At 65.8% G+C, this 13,784-nt stretch carries 14 protein-coding genes; 8 read left to right on the top strand and 6 right to left on the bottom strand.

Features of this window, described 5'->3' with window-relative positions:
• Window position 1: 1 nt before the first annotated feature.
• The 4 genes from D3876_RS06920 to D3876_RS20750 all read left to right on the top strand — a co-directional run bounded on the left by D3876_RS06920 (window position 2) and on the right by D3876_RS20750 (window position 4,470).
• Complete coding sequence (locus D3876_RS06920; protein WP_119761137.1) at window positions 2-2,092, top strand: RelA/SpoT family protein; 2,091 nt, start codon at window positions 2-4, stop codon at window positions 2,090-2,092.
• A gap of 98 nt (window positions 2,093-2,190) precedes the next feature.
• Window positions 2,191-2,988 carry a tryptophan 2,3-dioxygenase gene (locus tag D3876_RS06925; protein WP_119760599.1) on the top strand — a complete coding sequence of 266 codons (798 nt, stop codon included), beginning with the start codon at window positions 2,191-2,193 and terminating at the stop codon, window positions 2,986-2,988.
• A complete protein-coding gene (locus D3876_RS06930) occupies window positions 2,985-4,151 on the top strand; it encodes an aminotransferase class V-fold PLP-dependent enzyme (RefSeq protein ID WP_119760601.1) in 1,167 nt (388 codons plus the stop codon). Before D3876_RS06925 ends, D3876_RS06930 begins: the two co-directional genes overlap by 4 nt.
• A complete protein-coding gene (locus D3876_RS20750; protein ID WP_420801940.1) occupies window positions 4,117-4,470 on the top strand; it encodes a helix-turn-helix domain-containing protein in 354 nt (117 codons plus the stop codon). Before D3876_RS06930 ends, D3876_RS20750 begins: the two co-directional genes overlap by 35 nt.
• On the opposite strand, the gene D3876_RS06940 is transcribed toward D3876_RS20750, so the two are convergent.
• Genes D3876_RS06940 through D3876_RS06950 form a run of 3 tightly spaced genes read right to left on the bottom strand, consistent with a single transcriptional unit; the run spans window position 4,453 to window position 6,665 of the window.
• Window positions 4,453-5,091 (bottom strand): Pr6Pr family membrane protein, encoded by a 639-nt coding sequence (locus D3876_RS06940; RefSeq protein ID WP_119760604.1) that lies wholly within the window; start codon window positions 5,089-5,091, stop codon window positions 4,453-4,455. The genes D3876_RS20750 and D3876_RS06940 overlap by 18 nt on opposite strands.
• 10 nt (window positions 5,092-5,101) lie before the next feature.
• Entirely contained in the window at window positions 5,102-6,340 is a 1,239-nt protein-coding gene (locus tag D3876_RS06945) for an FAD-dependent oxidoreductase (protein ID WP_119760606.1), read from the bottom strand.
• A 7-nt stretch (window positions 6,341-6,347) separates the two neighbouring features.
• The gene (locus D3876_RS06950) at window positions 6,348-6,665 is read right to left on the bottom strand and encodes a phasin family protein (protein WP_119760608.1); all 318 of its coding nucleotides are present in this window, start codon (window positions 6,663-6,665) and stop codon (window positions 6,348-6,350) included.
• Between the two features lie 197 nt (window positions 6,666-6,862).
• Between D3876_RS06950 and D3876_RS06955 the strand changes: the two genes are divergently transcribed.
• Window positions 6,863-7,585, top strand: coding sequence for a DNA alkylation repair protein (locus D3876_RS06955; protein WP_119760610.1), 723 nt, complete (start codon window positions 6,863-6,865; stop codon window positions 7,583-7,585).
• Between the two features lie 219 nt (window positions 7,586-7,804).
• Here the strand turns inward: D3876_RS06955 and D3876_RS06960 are convergent, their stop codons facing one another.
• Window positions 7,805-8,785 carry an NAD(P)H-dependent glycerol-3-phosphate dehydrogenase gene (locus D3876_RS06960; protein ID WP_119760612.1) on the bottom strand — a complete coding sequence of 327 codons (981 nt, stop codon included), beginning with the start codon at window positions 8,783-8,785 and terminating at the stop codon, window positions 7,805-7,807.
• Window positions 8,782-9,816, bottom strand: coding sequence for a tRNA (adenosine(37)-N6)-threonylcarbamoyltransferase complex transferase subunit TsaD (gene tsaD, locus D3876_RS06965; RefSeq protein ID WP_119760614.1), 1,035 nt, complete (start codon window positions 9,814-9,816; stop codon window positions 8,782-8,784). Before tsaD ends, D3876_RS06960 begins: the two co-directional genes overlap by 4 nt.
• A gap of 43 nt (window positions 9,817-9,859) precedes the next feature.
• On the opposite strand from tsaD, the gene hemC reads away from it, so the two are divergent.
• Genes hemC through D3876_RS06980 form a run of 3 tightly spaced genes read left to right on the top strand, consistent with a single transcriptional unit; the run spans window position 9,860 to window position 12,425 of the window.
• A complete protein-coding gene (gene hemC, locus D3876_RS06970; protein ID WP_119760616.1) occupies window positions 9,860-10,786 on the top strand; it encodes a hydroxymethylbilane synthase in 927 nt (308 codons plus the stop codon).
• Window positions 10,783-11,484, top strand: coding sequence for a uroporphyrinogen-III synthase (locus D3876_RS06975; RefSeq protein WP_119760617.1), 702 nt, complete (start codon window positions 10,783-10,785; stop codon window positions 11,482-11,484). The genes hemC and D3876_RS06975 overlap by 4 nt, the downstream gene beginning before the upstream one ends.
• The gene (locus tag D3876_RS06980; RefSeq protein ID WP_182911902.1) at window positions 11,481-12,425 is read left to right on the top strand and encodes an MICOS complex subunit MIC60; all 945 of its coding nucleotides are present in this window, start codon (window positions 11,481-11,483) and stop codon (window positions 12,423-12,425) included. Before D3876_RS06975 ends, D3876_RS06980 begins: the two co-directional genes overlap by 4 nt.
• Here D3876_RS06980 and D3876_RS06985 read toward each other — a convergent pair.
• Window positions 12,422-13,705 (bottom strand): Xaa-Pro dipeptidase, encoded by a 1,284-nt coding sequence (locus D3876_RS06985; protein WP_119760619.1) that lies wholly within the window; start codon window positions 13,703-13,705, stop codon window positions 12,422-12,424. The genes D3876_RS06980 and D3876_RS06985 overlap by 4 nt on opposite strands.
• Between the last annotated feature and the right edge of the window lie 79 nt (window positions 13,706-13,784).

Raw genomic sequence — 13,784 nt, forward strand, 5'->3', positions numbered from 1 at the left:
CGTGCTGAGGCAATATGAACTTGTAGATCGGGTCCTGTCCTACGACCCCAACGCCGACGAGGCGCTGCTCAACCGCGCCTATGTGTTTTCGATGCAGATGCACGGGACCCAGAAGCGCGCATCGGGCGATCCCTATTTTAGCCATCCCATTGAGGTGGCGGGTATTCTCACCGATCTTCACCTCGATGATGAGACGATTGCCACCGCGATCCTCCACGACACGATCGAGGATACGCTGACGACACAGGAGGAGATCGAGAAGATCTTCGGCCCCAATGTCGCGCGGCTTGTCGACGGCGTGACCAAGCTCTCCAAGATCGAGGCGCAGACCGAGAGCGAGCGCGCTGCCGAGAACCTTCGCAAGTTCCTGCTCGCCATGTCCGACGACATCCGCGTGCTGCTCGTCAAGCTCGCCGACCGGCTCCACAACATGCGAACGCTGCACTTCATCAAGAATGATGAAAAGCGCCGGCGCATCGCCAGGGAGACGATGGATATCTACGCACCGCTCGCCGAGCGGATCGGGATGTACGAGTTCATGAAGGAGATGCAGACGCTCGCCTTCCAGCATCTCGAGCCCGAGGCCTATGCGTCGATCACCAAGCGGCTTGAACAGCTTCAGGAGGGTGGCGGCGACCGCATCGCCAAGATCAGTTCGGGGCTGAAGCTGCTGCTTTCCCGCGCGGGTATCGAGGTCGAGGTTTCGGGGCGCGAGAAGCATCCCTATTCGATCTGGAAGAAGATGGCCGAACGGCACATCAGCTTCGAGCAATTGTCGGACATCATGGCGTTCCGCGTCATCGCCGAGGATTCGGATGCCTGCTACCGTGCATTGGGCGTGATCCATCAGCGCTGGCCGATGGTGCCGGGGCGCTTCAAGGATTTCATCTCCACCCCCAAGCGCAACGGCTACAAGTCTATCCACACCACGATCATCCATGCCGGCGAAACGCGGATCGAGATCCAGATCCGCTCCCGGGCGATGCACGCCCAGGCCGAATTCGGACTCGCGGCGCACTGGGCCTACAAGCAGCACGATCGCGCGGACGGGCAGGCGGGGTGGATCCGCGACCTGCTCGAGATCCTAGAAACAGCCGATAGCGCTGAGGAATTGCTCGAACATACGCGCATGGCGATGTACCAGGATCGGATCTTCGCCTTCACGCCCAAGGGTGAGCTGTATCAGCTTCCCAAGGGCGCAACCCCCGTCGATTTCGCCTATGGTGTCCATACCGATCTTGGTGACCAGACGGTGGGCGCCAAGGTCAACGGCCGCGTCGTGCCGCTCAGGACGCCACTCGAAAATGGCGATCAGGTTCAGATCCTGAAGTCCAAGGGGCAGGAGCCGCAGCCCGGCTGGCTCAACTTCGTCGTGACGGGCAAGGCGCGCGCTGCGATCCGCCGCTATGTCCGTCACAAGGAACGGGACGAGACGATCGCGCTCGGCCGCAAGATCTATGACGAAATCGTCCGGCGGCTTCCGGCACAACTCGGTTCCGAAGCGCTGGCGCAGGCGGTGAAGCGGCTGAAAAAGCCCGATGAGGCTTCGCTGATGGAAGCCATCGCGCGGCAGATGATTTCCGATGTCGAGGTGATGGAGGCGCTCATGCCGGGCTCCGCAGGCAGCAGCGCCCCTGGCGGCCACGCGCCTGCGCAGCGCGAGGCGATCTCGATCCGCGGCCTGACCCCGGGGGTCGCGTTCAGCCTGGCGGAATGCTGCCATCCGGTGCGCGGCGACCGGATCGTGGGTCTGCGGCGGCCCAATGAAGGCATCGAGGTGCATACCATCGACTGCGAGACGCTGTCGGACGGCGTCGACGCCGACTGGATTGATCTCGCCTGGGGCGAAACCTCGGACAGCAGCACCGCGCGGTTGAACGTTGTCATCAAGAACGAACCCGGCGCACTCGCGGTGATGGCGGGCATCTTCGGCACGCACAAGGCGAACATCCTCAACCTGCGCATGGAAAATCGCGACGGCAGCTTCCACACCTTCACCGTCGATCTCGAGGTGAAGGACGTGCAGCATCTGATGCGCATCCTTGCGGCGTTGCGTGCCGCCGATGCCGTCAGCCAGGCCGAACGAATCTAGCGCGTTTCTGAAATGATATTGCGCGGTCCTTTTCGGGCGGCGTCGAACGCGATAGGCTGACGCCAGAGAGCATCACCCCATCCGCTTCGAGACATTGCATGACCGACCCCCAAGACATGACCTATGCGCGCTATCTCGCGCTCGACGATCTGCTGTCCGCGCAGCATCCGGTTTCCGACCGGCATGACGAGCTGCTGTTCATCATCATCCACCAGACCAAGGAGCTCTGGCTCAAGCAGATGATCGCCGAGCTCAAGCTCGCGCTCGACCAGATCCGCGCCGACGCGCTGGTGCCCGTCTACAAGGGGCTTGCGCGCGTCTCGCGCATCCAGGCGGTCATGACACTGTCCTGGGACATTCTCGCGACGATGACGCCCAGCGATTATTCGCGCTTCCGCTATGTTCTCGGCACAAGTTCGGGCTTCCAGTCCGACCAGTTCCGCACCGTCGAATATCTGCTCGGCCTCAAGGACGGCGCTTTTCTGCGTTATCAGGAAGACCGCCCGCACGCGCAGGCCGCGATGCGCGCCGCGCTTGAAGCGCCGAGCCTGTGGGACGAGGCCAACCGCGCGCTCGCCCGCGCCGGAATCGCGGTCCCCGAAACCGCGCTCGAACGCGACTGGGCGACGCCCTATCAGCCCGACCCCGCGGTCGAGGCGGCGTGGACCGAGGTCTATCGCGACACCGAGCGTTACTGGAATCTGTACCAGCTCGCTGAGAAGCTGGTCGATCTCGATGACGCGCTCGGGACCTGGCGACACAAGCATGCGCAGACCGTCGAGCGCGTGATCGGCTTCAAGCGTGGCACCGGCGGCACCGCGGGGGTCCAGTATCTCCAGTCGACCGTCGGCAAACGCGCCTTTCCCGAGCTGTGGACGCTCAGGACGGCGCTATGAGCCACAAGCATCTGTTTACGCAGGCGCTTGGCGCACAGGAACGTGAGGGTCGGCTGCATCTGGCGGCGCATTCGCACCATCTCTGGCCCGATGCGAGCTTCGAGGGCCAGCGCCGCTGCTGGGAGGACGGCGCCTTCCTTGCCGACCGCAAATGGGACAGGGTGATGGGCGAAGTCTGGCCCGCCGCCCAGGCCCAGGTCGCCGCTGAACTCAATTTGCCCGATCCTTCCACTATCGTTTTCGCCTCCAACACGCATGAGCTGATGCTGCGCCTGCTCTCCGCGCGCACCGAGAAGCCGGTGCGCGTGCTGTCGAGCGACGGCGAGTTCCACAGCTTTCGCCGTCAGGCGGCGCGCTGGGTCGAGTCGGGACGTATCACGCTCGAGACCGTGCCCGTCGCGCCCTTTGAGAGCTTTGCCGACCGCTTCCTCGACGCGGCGCGAGAGCGCCGGCACGACCTGATCTTCGTCAGCCAGGTCTTCTTCAACAGCGGCCATGTGTTCGATCGCTTCGCCGAACTCGCGGCATTGGCCGATCCCGAGGGCTGCTGGGTCGCGATCGACGGCTATCACGGCTTCATGGCGGTGGAGACCGATCTGTCGGCGGTCGCCGACAGACTGATCTTCGTTGCGGGCGGGTACAAATATGCGATGGCGGGCGAGGGCGTGGGCTTCATGCACTGCCCGCCAGGCTTTGGCGCCCGGCCCGAGATCAGCGGCTGGTATGCTGAATTTGACGATCTGTCGCTGCCACCAGGGACGATCGGCTATGCGCCCGATGCGCGGCGCTTCCTTGGCGCGACTTTCGATCCGTCGGGGCTCTACCGCTTCGTCGCGGTGCGCGAGATGCTCGCGCGCGAGGGGCTGACCACCGCCGCGATTGCCACGCATGTCGCCGCGCTTCAGCAGCGGCTTGCCGAGCGGCTGGATCGCACGCGTTTTGCCGGCGCCGAACTGATCAATCCGCCCGACGGCGGCGCGCATGCGCGTTTCCTCGCGCTTCGTTCGCAAGAGGCGCAGTCCTGGTATCGTCAGCTTGCAGAGGCCGGGGTGACGGTCGACGTGCGCGGCGACGTGCTGCGTATCGGGCTCGGCCTTTATCATGACGCATCCGATATCGAGTTGTTTCTTGAAAGATCGCGCGGCATCGCTTCCGCGCCCTGATCCGCTTCGCGAGGCGAGCCCGCAGCTTCCATATCTGGGTTTCAAGCTCGCGCTTGATCCGGCCAATCTCACACGCGCTCATCATCATTTCAAGGTTGTGACCGCGATGAGCCCGCTCCAGTACCAGAAGCAAATCCGGCTTCACGAGGCGCGCACGCTGATGCTGTCGCGCGGCATGGATGCGGCGAGTGCGGGGCATGAGGTGGGCTATGACAGCCCGTCGCAGTTCAGCCGCGAATATCGCCGGCTGTTCGGTGCGCCACCCGTGCAGGACGCGCAGCGGCTGCGCACCCAACCCGATCTAGCGATGGGCGCCTGATCGCTGCGGTATCATCCGGTCGACCGCGATGAAGGCCGTGCACAGCGCCGCGAACAACACAAACAGAAAGGCGATGTTGGCGAGAACCTGGGCATAGCCCAGCCGCGCTACTTCGAGCACCGGATAGGGATATTCGTCCACCACCGCGCCGCGCGCCATCACCCAGATCACGTAGATCACGGGATAGGCGAGCATGCGCGGCAGCGCATCCCATTCGAGATGGCGATGCGCCGCGAAGCCCAGCCACCAGAGCAGGTAGAGGACAGGAAGCAGATAGTGGAGCGTGACATCCGCCACGCGAAACAGCCCCTGCGGGTCCCAGATCCGCGCGAGCATCAGATGGTAGAAGAGCATGACGAAGACGATCGACGCCGCCAGCGCGGCGCGGTGCACGCTCTCGCGGAAGAAGTGCAGCGCGGGACGCTGCCAGAACTCGGCGAGATAGACGAGCACGATCCCGATATTGGTCAGGATCGTGAAGAAGCTGAAGAAGAATACGATCGCGCCGGGCAGGCTGCGCCCCTGCTGCATCGAGGTCGTGACGGTGAGCGTAAGCTGGAGCAGCAACGTCGCCGTTCCCAAAACAAGTCCAAGCGCCGCGACACTTCTGCCTGCATTCATGCTTTTCCCCTCAATGCACCGCGCGCACCTGCGTCTCGCCCTTGGACGCGAGCGAGAAGCGCGGTTCGGTCGTGTCGAGCGTATCAGTGACGAGCGCCGCCGCATAACGACCGACCGCCGGGCCATGCTTGAACCCGTGTCCCGAACCTGCGCCGACAAGGACCGTATTGGCCCAGCGCGGGTGGCGGTCGATCAGCAGGTCGCCATTGGCGCTGTTCTCATACTGGCAGACGCGCGCCTCGCTGAGGGGAGCCTTGGCGAGCGCGGGGAAGCGGCGCGCCATGAAGCTGCGGACATCGGCGAGAGCGGCGGCTGAGGGCGTGCGATCGACCGTGTCGGGGTCGATCGGCAGACCGTGTGCGTCGTGCGCGATCTTGAAGCCGCGATTCTCGAGATCGGGAAAGCCGTAATAGATGTCGCCATCGTTGAAATCGGCCCAGCCGGGGAGTTGGGCGGGGCCGAATCGCGCATCGCCCGCGGGCGGTGCGAAGAAGAACACCTCCTGCCGCGTCGGGAATATCCGGCGGCCGAGAATGTCGGGAAAAAGCCTCGGCAGCCACGGGCCGCACGCGAAGACGAACTGCGTCGCTGACAGTGTCTCGCCCGCCGCCGTTACGACGCGGTCGAGACGCGCAACGGCGGGATCGGGCGGCACGATCGCCGCCTGTCGATAGGCGCCGCCCGCGCGCACGAACCGGTCGACCAGCGTTTGCACAGCGCGCCGCGCCATCAGTGCGCCGAACGCCGGCTCGTAAAGGCCGAGCTCGATCCCCGCGAAGTCGATCTGCGGAAAGCGCGACCGCATTTGGGCGATGTCGAGCAACTGCGTTGGCAGCTTCAGTTCGCGATGAACCTTGAGCGTCGCTTCGACAAAAGCATCCTGCCGAGGGAAGAAGAAGAGCACGCCGGCCTTGTGAAATACCGGCAATCCCGCCGCGTCAGAGAGCGCCTGCCAATCGCCGAGCGAGTCCCACGCCATGCGCGTATAAACGGCGTCCGCACCGTAGCTGCCCCGCGTCATCCGCGATTCGCCACCCGAGGACGCGCGCGCATGCGCCGGCCCCCAGGCGTCGAGCAGCAGCACGCGCTTGCCCTGATCCTGCAGCCTGGCGGCTGTCCAGGCGCCGAATACGCCCGCGCCGACCACGATCACGTCATGACGCGCTGCGCCGCGCGGCGCCCCGAGCGCCGATGAGGCGAGCGCGCCAGCGCCAACGCCCAGCGCCCCCCGACGCGTGAGCCCGGCCATCGCAGCGTCAGCCCTTGCCCGACGGGTCGAGCGATTCCTTGCCGAACTGCACGATCATCTCACCCACCTCGCGTGCCAAAGTCATGCTGCGGACGCCTTGATCCCGGATGAAATCGCCCTGGATACGGAGGACCTCGGCTAGGCTCGAGGCCTTTGCAGCAGCACGCATCGCCGCAAAGGCCTCGCGCGTGTTGGTTTCGGCATGATCGATCATCTTGAGGCTGATCGCGCCCGAATTTTCGGCGGCCTTCTTGCCCGCCTCGGTCAGCGCATCCGTCGCCGAATCCGCGCTCTTGCCCGTGGCGCCCGATTTTCCTTCAGCCATGATCCTCTCCTCCTGCTTTCGCGGTCGGGTGGAGACGATCGAAGATCGGCACGCCGTACGGCACTCGAACGGAGGCGGTCTTCGTCAAATCCCTCTCCCCTATGGTCCTGCCAAGATTGCCGAATCGAGCGCGGCGCACAAGCGCCAAGGTTGACGTCGCAACCCCGGCGTTCAATTCTGGTTGGGGGAGGCGCGCGATGCCGGCACGATCAGTTGAGCTACCCGTGGATCAGGCCGTCCGGCTGGCCGTTGCCACCTTCGAGGCAGAGGCCGATCCCGCTTATCGTGACAGCCTGGGGCCGCGCTACGGCATCCATGCGAACGACGCCTATGGCGTCAAAATGGCGTCGATCCAGAAACTCGCCAAAAGTCTGGGGCGCAGCCAAGCGCTCGCCGACGCGCTCTGGGCAACGCGCTGCTACGAGGCGCGGATGTTGTGCGCCTATGTCGATGACATCGAGGCGGTCACGCCCGATCGCATGGATCGCTGGGCGGCCGATTTCGACAATTGGGCGGTGTGCGACACGCTGTGCTTTTCGCTGTGGGACCGGACGCCCCATGCCTTTGACCGGATTCATGCGTGGGCGTCGCGCGACGAGGAGTTCGTTAAGCGCGCATCGTTCGCGCTGCTCGCAAGCGTTGCGCTCCATGGCAAGGGCCTGCTCGACGACCCCTTTCTGGATGCGCTGACGCTGATCGAACCCGCCGCCGAGGACGATCGCAATTTCGTGAAGAAGGGCGTCAACTGGGCGCTGCGCGCCGTCGGTGGTCGGCGGCGGATTCTCAATGACGAGGCGATCAGGATCGCCGAACGGTTGGCGGCGTCGAATGCGCCTACGCCACGCTGGGTCGGCAAGGACGCGCTGAAGGCGCTGACAAGCCCGCAGCTTCAGGAACGGCTCGCGAAGAAACCGAGCTAGGGCGCGTGGACAATTGTCCTTCATCGTCATTCTGGGGCCTAGGCGAACCCGGAAAACCGAAGGTTTTACGCTGGTTCGACTTGGAACCCGGAATCCATGAACGCAGCAACCATGCTGTCAGGGTGCAGTGTTCGTGGGTTCCAGATAGCTCGATTTTCTACCCAAATCAGAGATTTGGAGAAAATCGGCTTCTGGAATGACGATAATTGTCCACGGCTCCTAGTGCGCTTCGGGACGCAGCGGTCGCGAGAGCAGGTCCTCGACCACCGCGTCCACCGTCATTGCGCCCGTGAGCAGCGCGCAGACCGCATCGACGACGGGCATCTCGACCCCTGCGGCGCGCGCGGCCTGTTGCAGCACGGGCGCTGTAAAGGCGCCTTCGGCAACCGTACGGCGATCGGCAAGAAGATCCCCCGCGCTCCGACCCTCGCCCAGCCCCTTGCCCAGCGAAAAGTTGCGTGACTGGGTCGACGAGCAGGTGAGGACGAGGTCGCCCAGCCCCGAAAGTCCCGCCAGCGTTTCAGGGCGTGCGCCGCGCGCGACGCCGAAGCGTGTCATCTCGGCAAAGCCGCGCGCGATCAGCGCTGAGCGTGCGTTGAAACCGAGTCCGCGCCCGTCGACGACGCCGCACGCTATCGCGAGCACATTCTTGACCGCGCCGCCGATCTCGGCGCCGATCACGTCGGCCGATCCATAGGTGCGAAAACGCGGGCGCGCGAGGCGCGCTGCGATGCGTTCGCCCAGCGCCGCATCCGCGCAGGCCAGCGTGACCGCCGTGGGCAGGCCCTTGGCGACCTCCGCCGCGAAGGTCGGTCCGGAAAGCACCGCGATGGACGCCTCGGGGCACATTTCCTCGGCGATCTCGGAGACGAGCTTCTGCGTCCCCGACTCGATCCCCTTGGCGCACAGGATCAGCGCGCGGCCGTCGGCGTCGATGCCGCCAAGCACGGCGCGCACATGCTGCGCGGGACTTACCACCAGCAGCGCATCGCTGTCGGACAGGTCGGCCAGCAGGCCCGTCGCGCGAATCCCGGGCGATAGCGGGACGTCGGGCAAATAAAGCGGATTGGTGTGACTGCCATTGATCGAGCCTACCACGTCGGGTTCGAGCGCCCACAGCAGCACGTCCTCGCCGCCAGCCGCCGCAACCTGCGCAAGCGCAGTGCCCCAGGCTCCGCCCCCAATGACCCCGATTTTCATGCCTTGACCCCTGCTCCTCGTGCCTTTTCCGCATTCGGATCAAGCGGCCAGCGCGGCCGCGCCGCGAAATCGAGCGGATCGGACCTGCCCTGAAGAAAGTGTTCGGCGCCCGCCCAGCCGATCATCGCGGCATTGTCGGTGCACAGCCAGAGCGGCGGTGCGAAAAAGGGAAGGTCGTTCTCAGCGGCCAGCGCCTCGAGTGCCCCGCGCACCGCCTTGTTGGCCGCAACCCCACCCGCGACGACGAGCGCGGTCGCGCCGGGCGCGCGTCCGATCGCCCGGCGAGTCCTGTCAACCAGGCAATCGACCACCGCCTGCTGGAACGAGGCCGCGATATCCTCGGTGCGGTGGGTGCCCGCATCGCGCGCGCGCAGCACCGCGCTCTTGAGGCCGGCAAAGGAGAAATGGGGCTCGGGCGTACCGAGGAGCGGGCGGGGGAGGGGGACGGCTTTCGGATCGCCATCCAGCGCTGCCTTCTCGACCGCCGGGCCGCCGGGAAAGCCGAGGCCAAGCAGCTTGGCGGTCTTGTCATAGGCCTCGCCGGCAGCGTCATCGATCGTTGTTGCCAGCCGGCGATACCGCCCGACACCCTCTACGAAGAGCAACTGGCAATGCCCGCCCGACACGAGCAGCAGCAGATAGGGAAATTGAAGCTCGGCATCCGCCAGCCGCGGCGAGAGTGCATGGCCTTCGAGATGATTGACCGCAATCAGCGGCTTGTCCGCGGCGAGCGCGAGCGCCTTGGCTGTGACAAGCCCGACCATCACGCCGCCGATCAGCCCCGGCCCCGCGGTCGCGGCGATTGCGTCGATATCCTCGAGTTCGACCCCCGCCTCGGCGAGTGCAGCGGCGACAAGCGGCTCCAACGCCTCGACATGTGCGCGTGCCGCGATCTCGGGCACGACGCCGCCATAGGGCCGATGCGCGGCCTCCTGCCCCGCGAGCTTGTGCGAGAGGATGCGCCGGTCGGTGGCGATCACCGCCGCCGCGGTCTCGTCGCAGCTCGATTCTATGCCGAGGATGAGTGCCATTGTGCCTTTTCTCTAGTGGCGTTCATCGCTAGCACAACCCGCCATGACCTCCCTTCCCGATACACTGAAGCTCGGCACACGCGGATCGCCGCTGGCGATGACCCAGGCCAATATGGTGCGCGACGCGCTGATTGCAGCCCATAAGCTCGCGCCGCGCGCGATCGAGATCGTCCCGATCAAGACCAGCGGCGACAAGATTCAGGACCGCGCGCTCGCGGAGGTTGGCGGCAAGGCGCTGTGGACCAAGGAGATCGACCGCGCGCTGGAGGACGGTCGCATCGATTTCGCGGTGCATTCGATGAAGGATGTCGAGACGATTCGTCCCTCCGGAATCGCGATCGCGGCGATGCTCGAACGCGCGGATGTGCGCGATCGGTTGATCGGCGCCGAGAGCATAAGCGCAATTGCAGCAGGCGGGCGCGTCGGAACCAGCTCGCCGCGGCGATCGGCGCAAATCCTGCGCGCACGCCCCGATCTGGAGATCGTGCTGTTTCGCGGCAATGTCGCGACGCGGCTCGAAAAGCTCGAACGTGGCGAGGCTGACGCGACGCTGCTCGCCGCAGCAGGGCTAGACCGGCTGGGCCAGGCGGGGATCGGCCATGCGGTCCCCGTCGAGCAGATGCTGCCCGCGCCGTCACAGGGGGCGGTCGGAATCGAATGTCTTGCCGACCGCGGCGCACTGCGCGCCTTTTTGGGAGCGATCGACCATGCGACGACACATATGTGCGTCGCCGCCGAGCGTTTGCTGCTCGAGAAGCTCGGCGCGGACTGCCGCTCGCCCGTCGCCGCGCTCGCCTTGCGCGAGGCGATGGGGCTTTGGCTGCGCGCCGAACTGCTCAGCAATGATGGCCGCGAGCATGTGACCGGAGAGGCGCATTTCGCGATTGGCGACGATGCGGCGGTGGCGGAACTCGCGGCGTCGTTGCTCGATCGTTCGCCCCCCGCGCTGCGTGCGCTGTTCACGGGATGAGCCGACCGCTGCTCGTGCTGCGTCCCGAGCCGGGAAACGCCGCGACCATCGCACGCGCCAACGCGCTCGGGCTCGAGGCGATCACGGTGCCGTTGTTCGAGATCGTGCCGATTGAATGGCAGGCCCCCGGTTCCGCGCATTTCGACGCGCTGATGGTGACCAGCGCCAATGCAGTGCGCCATGGCGGTGAAGCGCTGAAACACTATGCCGCACTTCCCGTCTATGCGGTGAGCGCGGCGACCGGCGAAACGCTCGCGGCGGCCGGATTCAGCGATATCCGCGTCGGGCCGGGGGACGCGATCGGGCTGATCGAACTGCTGGTCCGCGACGGTGTCTCGCGCGTGCTGCACCTGTGCGGCGAGGATCGCCGCGAGCCCGATCCGCAGGGCGTCGAGATAGAGCGCGTCGCTGTCTATGCGGCGCGCGCCATCGCTGAACCTGCAGGGCTTGCCGAAGCCGTTGCACGCCAGCCCGTGGCAATGGCGCATTCGCCACGCGCCGCGGCGCGCCTCTCGGCGCTCGTGTCCGACCGGAGCCAGATCGCGCTCGCCGCGATCAGCGCCAATGCCGCTGTGGCGTCCGGCATCGGCTGGCGGGCGGTTGCCATTGCTGACGCTCCCACCGATCAGGCTTTGCTGGCGATTGCCGCGCGCATGTGCAAACAAGAGTACGACAATTCGAGGGACGGGCCGCAATGAGCAGGGATTATGTGCCGATCGAGGGCGAGGCGAAGCCGGCGCGGGCCTTTCGGAACGTCATCATCGCAGTCGTCATCGCCTTTCTCGCGGGGCTGGTCGCGATGGGGTGGTTTCTGAAGAGCTGGAATGGCGGTGCGGGCTATCTCGGGCGGCAGGCGCCCGCTGCCAAGACCGACGCCGTCGCCGAACTCGATCGCAAGATTGATGCGCAGGGGATGGTCGCCAGCCCGCCCGTGCGGGCGGTGGTCGATCCGCAGGCGGCTGATGAACTGACCGCACGCGTGCGCGACCTGGAACAGCGCATGGCGCGGATCAGCGTCAGTGCCGAAGCGGCGTCGGGCAACGCCGCGCGCGCCGAGGGGCTGCTTGTCGCCTTCGCTGCGCGCCGCGCGCTCGATCGCGGTGTAGCGCTCGGCTATATCGAGGGACAGTTGCGCGATCGCTTCGGCAACAGCCAGCCGCGCGAAGTGGCGACGGTGATCGCGGCCGCGCGCCAGCCAATCACGCTCGAGGAGTTGCAGATCAGCCTCAACGAACTCGGCCCCGAACTTGCAGGCGGTGGCGCCGATGCGAGCTGGTGGGATGGTTTTCGTCGCGAGATGAGTGAGCTTTTCGTCATCCGCAAGGCGGGAACGCCCTCGCCGGCGCCGACCGAGCGGCTGAGCCGCGCCAAGCGGCGCCTGGCCGGCGGGCAGGTCGACGCTGCGCTGGCCGAAGTCGCGCGCATGCCGGGCCGCGCCAGGGCAGAGAACTGGATGGCGGCTGCGCGCCGTTATATCGAGGCGCGCCGTGCGCTCGACGCGATCGAAACCGCCGCCATTCTCTCTCCGCGTACCCTCCGCACGCCAGAGCCCGCGCCCGCGGCGCCGACGGCTCCTGCGCCCGAGGCGTTGCCCGCGCCGCAGCCGGTGCCCGCTACGCCCGCGGCGCCGACGACTTAATCGACGATCACGCCGCCCTTCATCACAAGGGGCGGTTTTTCGAGCACCGCGATATTCGCGATCGGATCGCCGTCGACCGCGATCATGTCGGCATAGCGCCCGGGGGCAACCGCACCGACGTCCTTCTGCCAGCCGAGCAGGTCGGCGGCGACGCTGGTGGCGGACTGGATCGCCTGCATCGGCGTCATGCCGAAGCGCACCATATAGGCGAACTGACGCGCGTTGAGCCCGTGCGGATAAACCCCGGCATCGGTGCCATAGGCAATCTTGACCCCCGCCTTCACCGCCTTGGCGAAGCCCTGGCGCTGCGCCTCGGTGGTTTCCAGATTCTTGCGCAGATGCCCCTCGGGCCAGCCCTCCTTGCGGCCGATCTCGTCGATATAGTCGCCATTATAGACATCCATGACGAGCCATGTGCCACGCGCCTTCGCCAGCTTGATTCCCTCATCATCGATCAGCGAGGCGTGTTCGATCGAGCGCACCCCATTCAGGATCGCGGTCCTGATGCCCTCGGCACCGTGCGCGTGCGCGGTGGCATAGCTTTTGTGAATCGCTGCCTGTTGCGTCACCGCGCGGATCTCGTCCGCGGTCATTTCGAGCTGGCCGGGCTCGGTCCCCTCGGCCAGCACCGCACCGGTCGCGATCATCTTGATGCTGTCGACGCCGTGCTGGAACAGATAGCGCGTCTTGAGCCTGGCATCGTTGGCGTCGCTATACACGCCGACGCGCATGTCCGCGGGCACGCTGACATCGGGTGCGAAGCCCGTCACTTCGCCGCCACCACCCGGCACCGTGATATAGGCGCCCACGACATTCATCCGCGGTCCGACGACACGCCCGGCATTGATTGCGTCGCGCAACGCGACATCGGTGAAGGCCCGAAAGCAACCGACGTCATGCACCGTGGTAAAGCCCGCCCGCAGCGTCTTGCGCGCATTCTCCGCGCCGACCAGCGCTACTTCCTGCGCCGAGTGGAGCAGCGGCTCGGCGACATTGTCGGTCTGCCCCCAGTCGGCCAGATGCGTGTGCATGTCGATCAGTCCGGGCAGCACAGTCTTTTGCGACCAGTCCACGATCTTCGCACCCTCGGGAGGCTGCGACCAGGGTTCGACCGCGACGATGCGTTCGTCGTCGACGCGGATGCGCTGGTCGGCGAGCACGCGGCCGTGCTCGACGTCGACCAGTCGGCCCGCGCGGACATAGACGGTCCCGGCGATGGCGGCTGACGCCGTCGACATCATGAGCGTGACGACGATAGCTGCTACGAAAATACTCCTCATGCGCCCCTCTTTCCGTTGACGTTAGCGTCAGTCGACTTAGTCTCTGCCCAACTGAGAGCAAGCAAACCCATTGCGCAAG

Origin of the sequence: Sphingomonas cavernae, from assembly GCF_003590775.1 — a bacterium.
Classification (GTDB): Bacteria; Pseudomonadota; Alphaproteobacteria; order Sphingomonadales; family Sphingomonadaceae; genus Sphingobium_A; species Sphingobium_A cavernae.

What these genes read in the sequence shown, in the direction of transcription:
- tsaD (WP_119760614.1), bottom strand. Translation starts at nt 9,816, where the DNA reads ATGGCACTCATCCTCGGCATAGAATCGAGCTGCGACGAGACCGCGGCG.
- D3876_RS06945 (WP_119760606.1), bottom strand. Translation starts at nt 6,340, where the DNA reads ATGGCCGGGCTCACGCGTCGGGGGGCGCTGGGCGTTGGCGCTGGCGCG.
- D3876_RS06940 (WP_119760604.1), bottom strand. Translation starts at nt 5,091, where the DNA reads ATGAATGCAGGCAGAAGTGTCGCGGCGCTTGGACTTGTTTTGGGAACG.
- D3876_RS06975 (WP_119760617.1), top strand. Translation starts at nt 10,783, where the DNA reads ATGAGCCGACCGCTGCTCGTGCTGCGTCCCGAGCCGGGAAACGCCGCG.
- D3876_RS06985 (WP_119760619.1), bottom strand. Translation starts at nt 13,705, where the DNA reads ATGAGGAGTATTTTCGTAGCAGCTATCGTCGTCACGCTCATGATGTCG.
- D3876_RS06960 (WP_119760612.1), bottom strand. Translation starts at nt 8,785, where the DNA reads ATGAAAATCGGGGTCATTGGGGGCGGAGCCTGGGGCACTGCGCTTGCG.
- hemC (WP_119760616.1), top strand. Translation starts at nt 9,860, where the DNA reads ATGACCTCCCTTCCCGATACACTGAAGCTCGGCACACGCGGATCGCCG.
- D3876_RS06980 (WP_182911902.1), top strand. Translation starts at nt 11,481, where the DNA reads ATGAGCAGGGATTATGTGCCGATCGAGGGCGAGGCGAAGCCGGCGCGG.
- D3876_RS06925 (WP_119760599.1), top strand. Translation starts at nt 2,191, where the DNA reads ATGACCGACCCCCAAGACATGACCTATGCGCGCTATCTCGCGCTCGAC.
- D3876_RS06955 (WP_119760610.1), top strand. Translation starts at nt 6,863, where the DNA reads ATGCCGGCACGATCAGTTGAGCTACCCGTGGATCAGGCCGTCCGGCTG.
- D3876_RS06950 (WP_119760608.1), bottom strand. Translation starts at nt 6,665, where the DNA reads ATGGCTGAAGGAAAATCGGGCGCCACGGGCAAGAGCGCGGATTCGGCG.
- D3876_RS06930 (WP_119760601.1), top strand. Translation starts at nt 2,985, where the DNA reads ATGAGCCACAAGCATCTGTTTACGCAGGCGCTTGGCGCACAGGAACGT.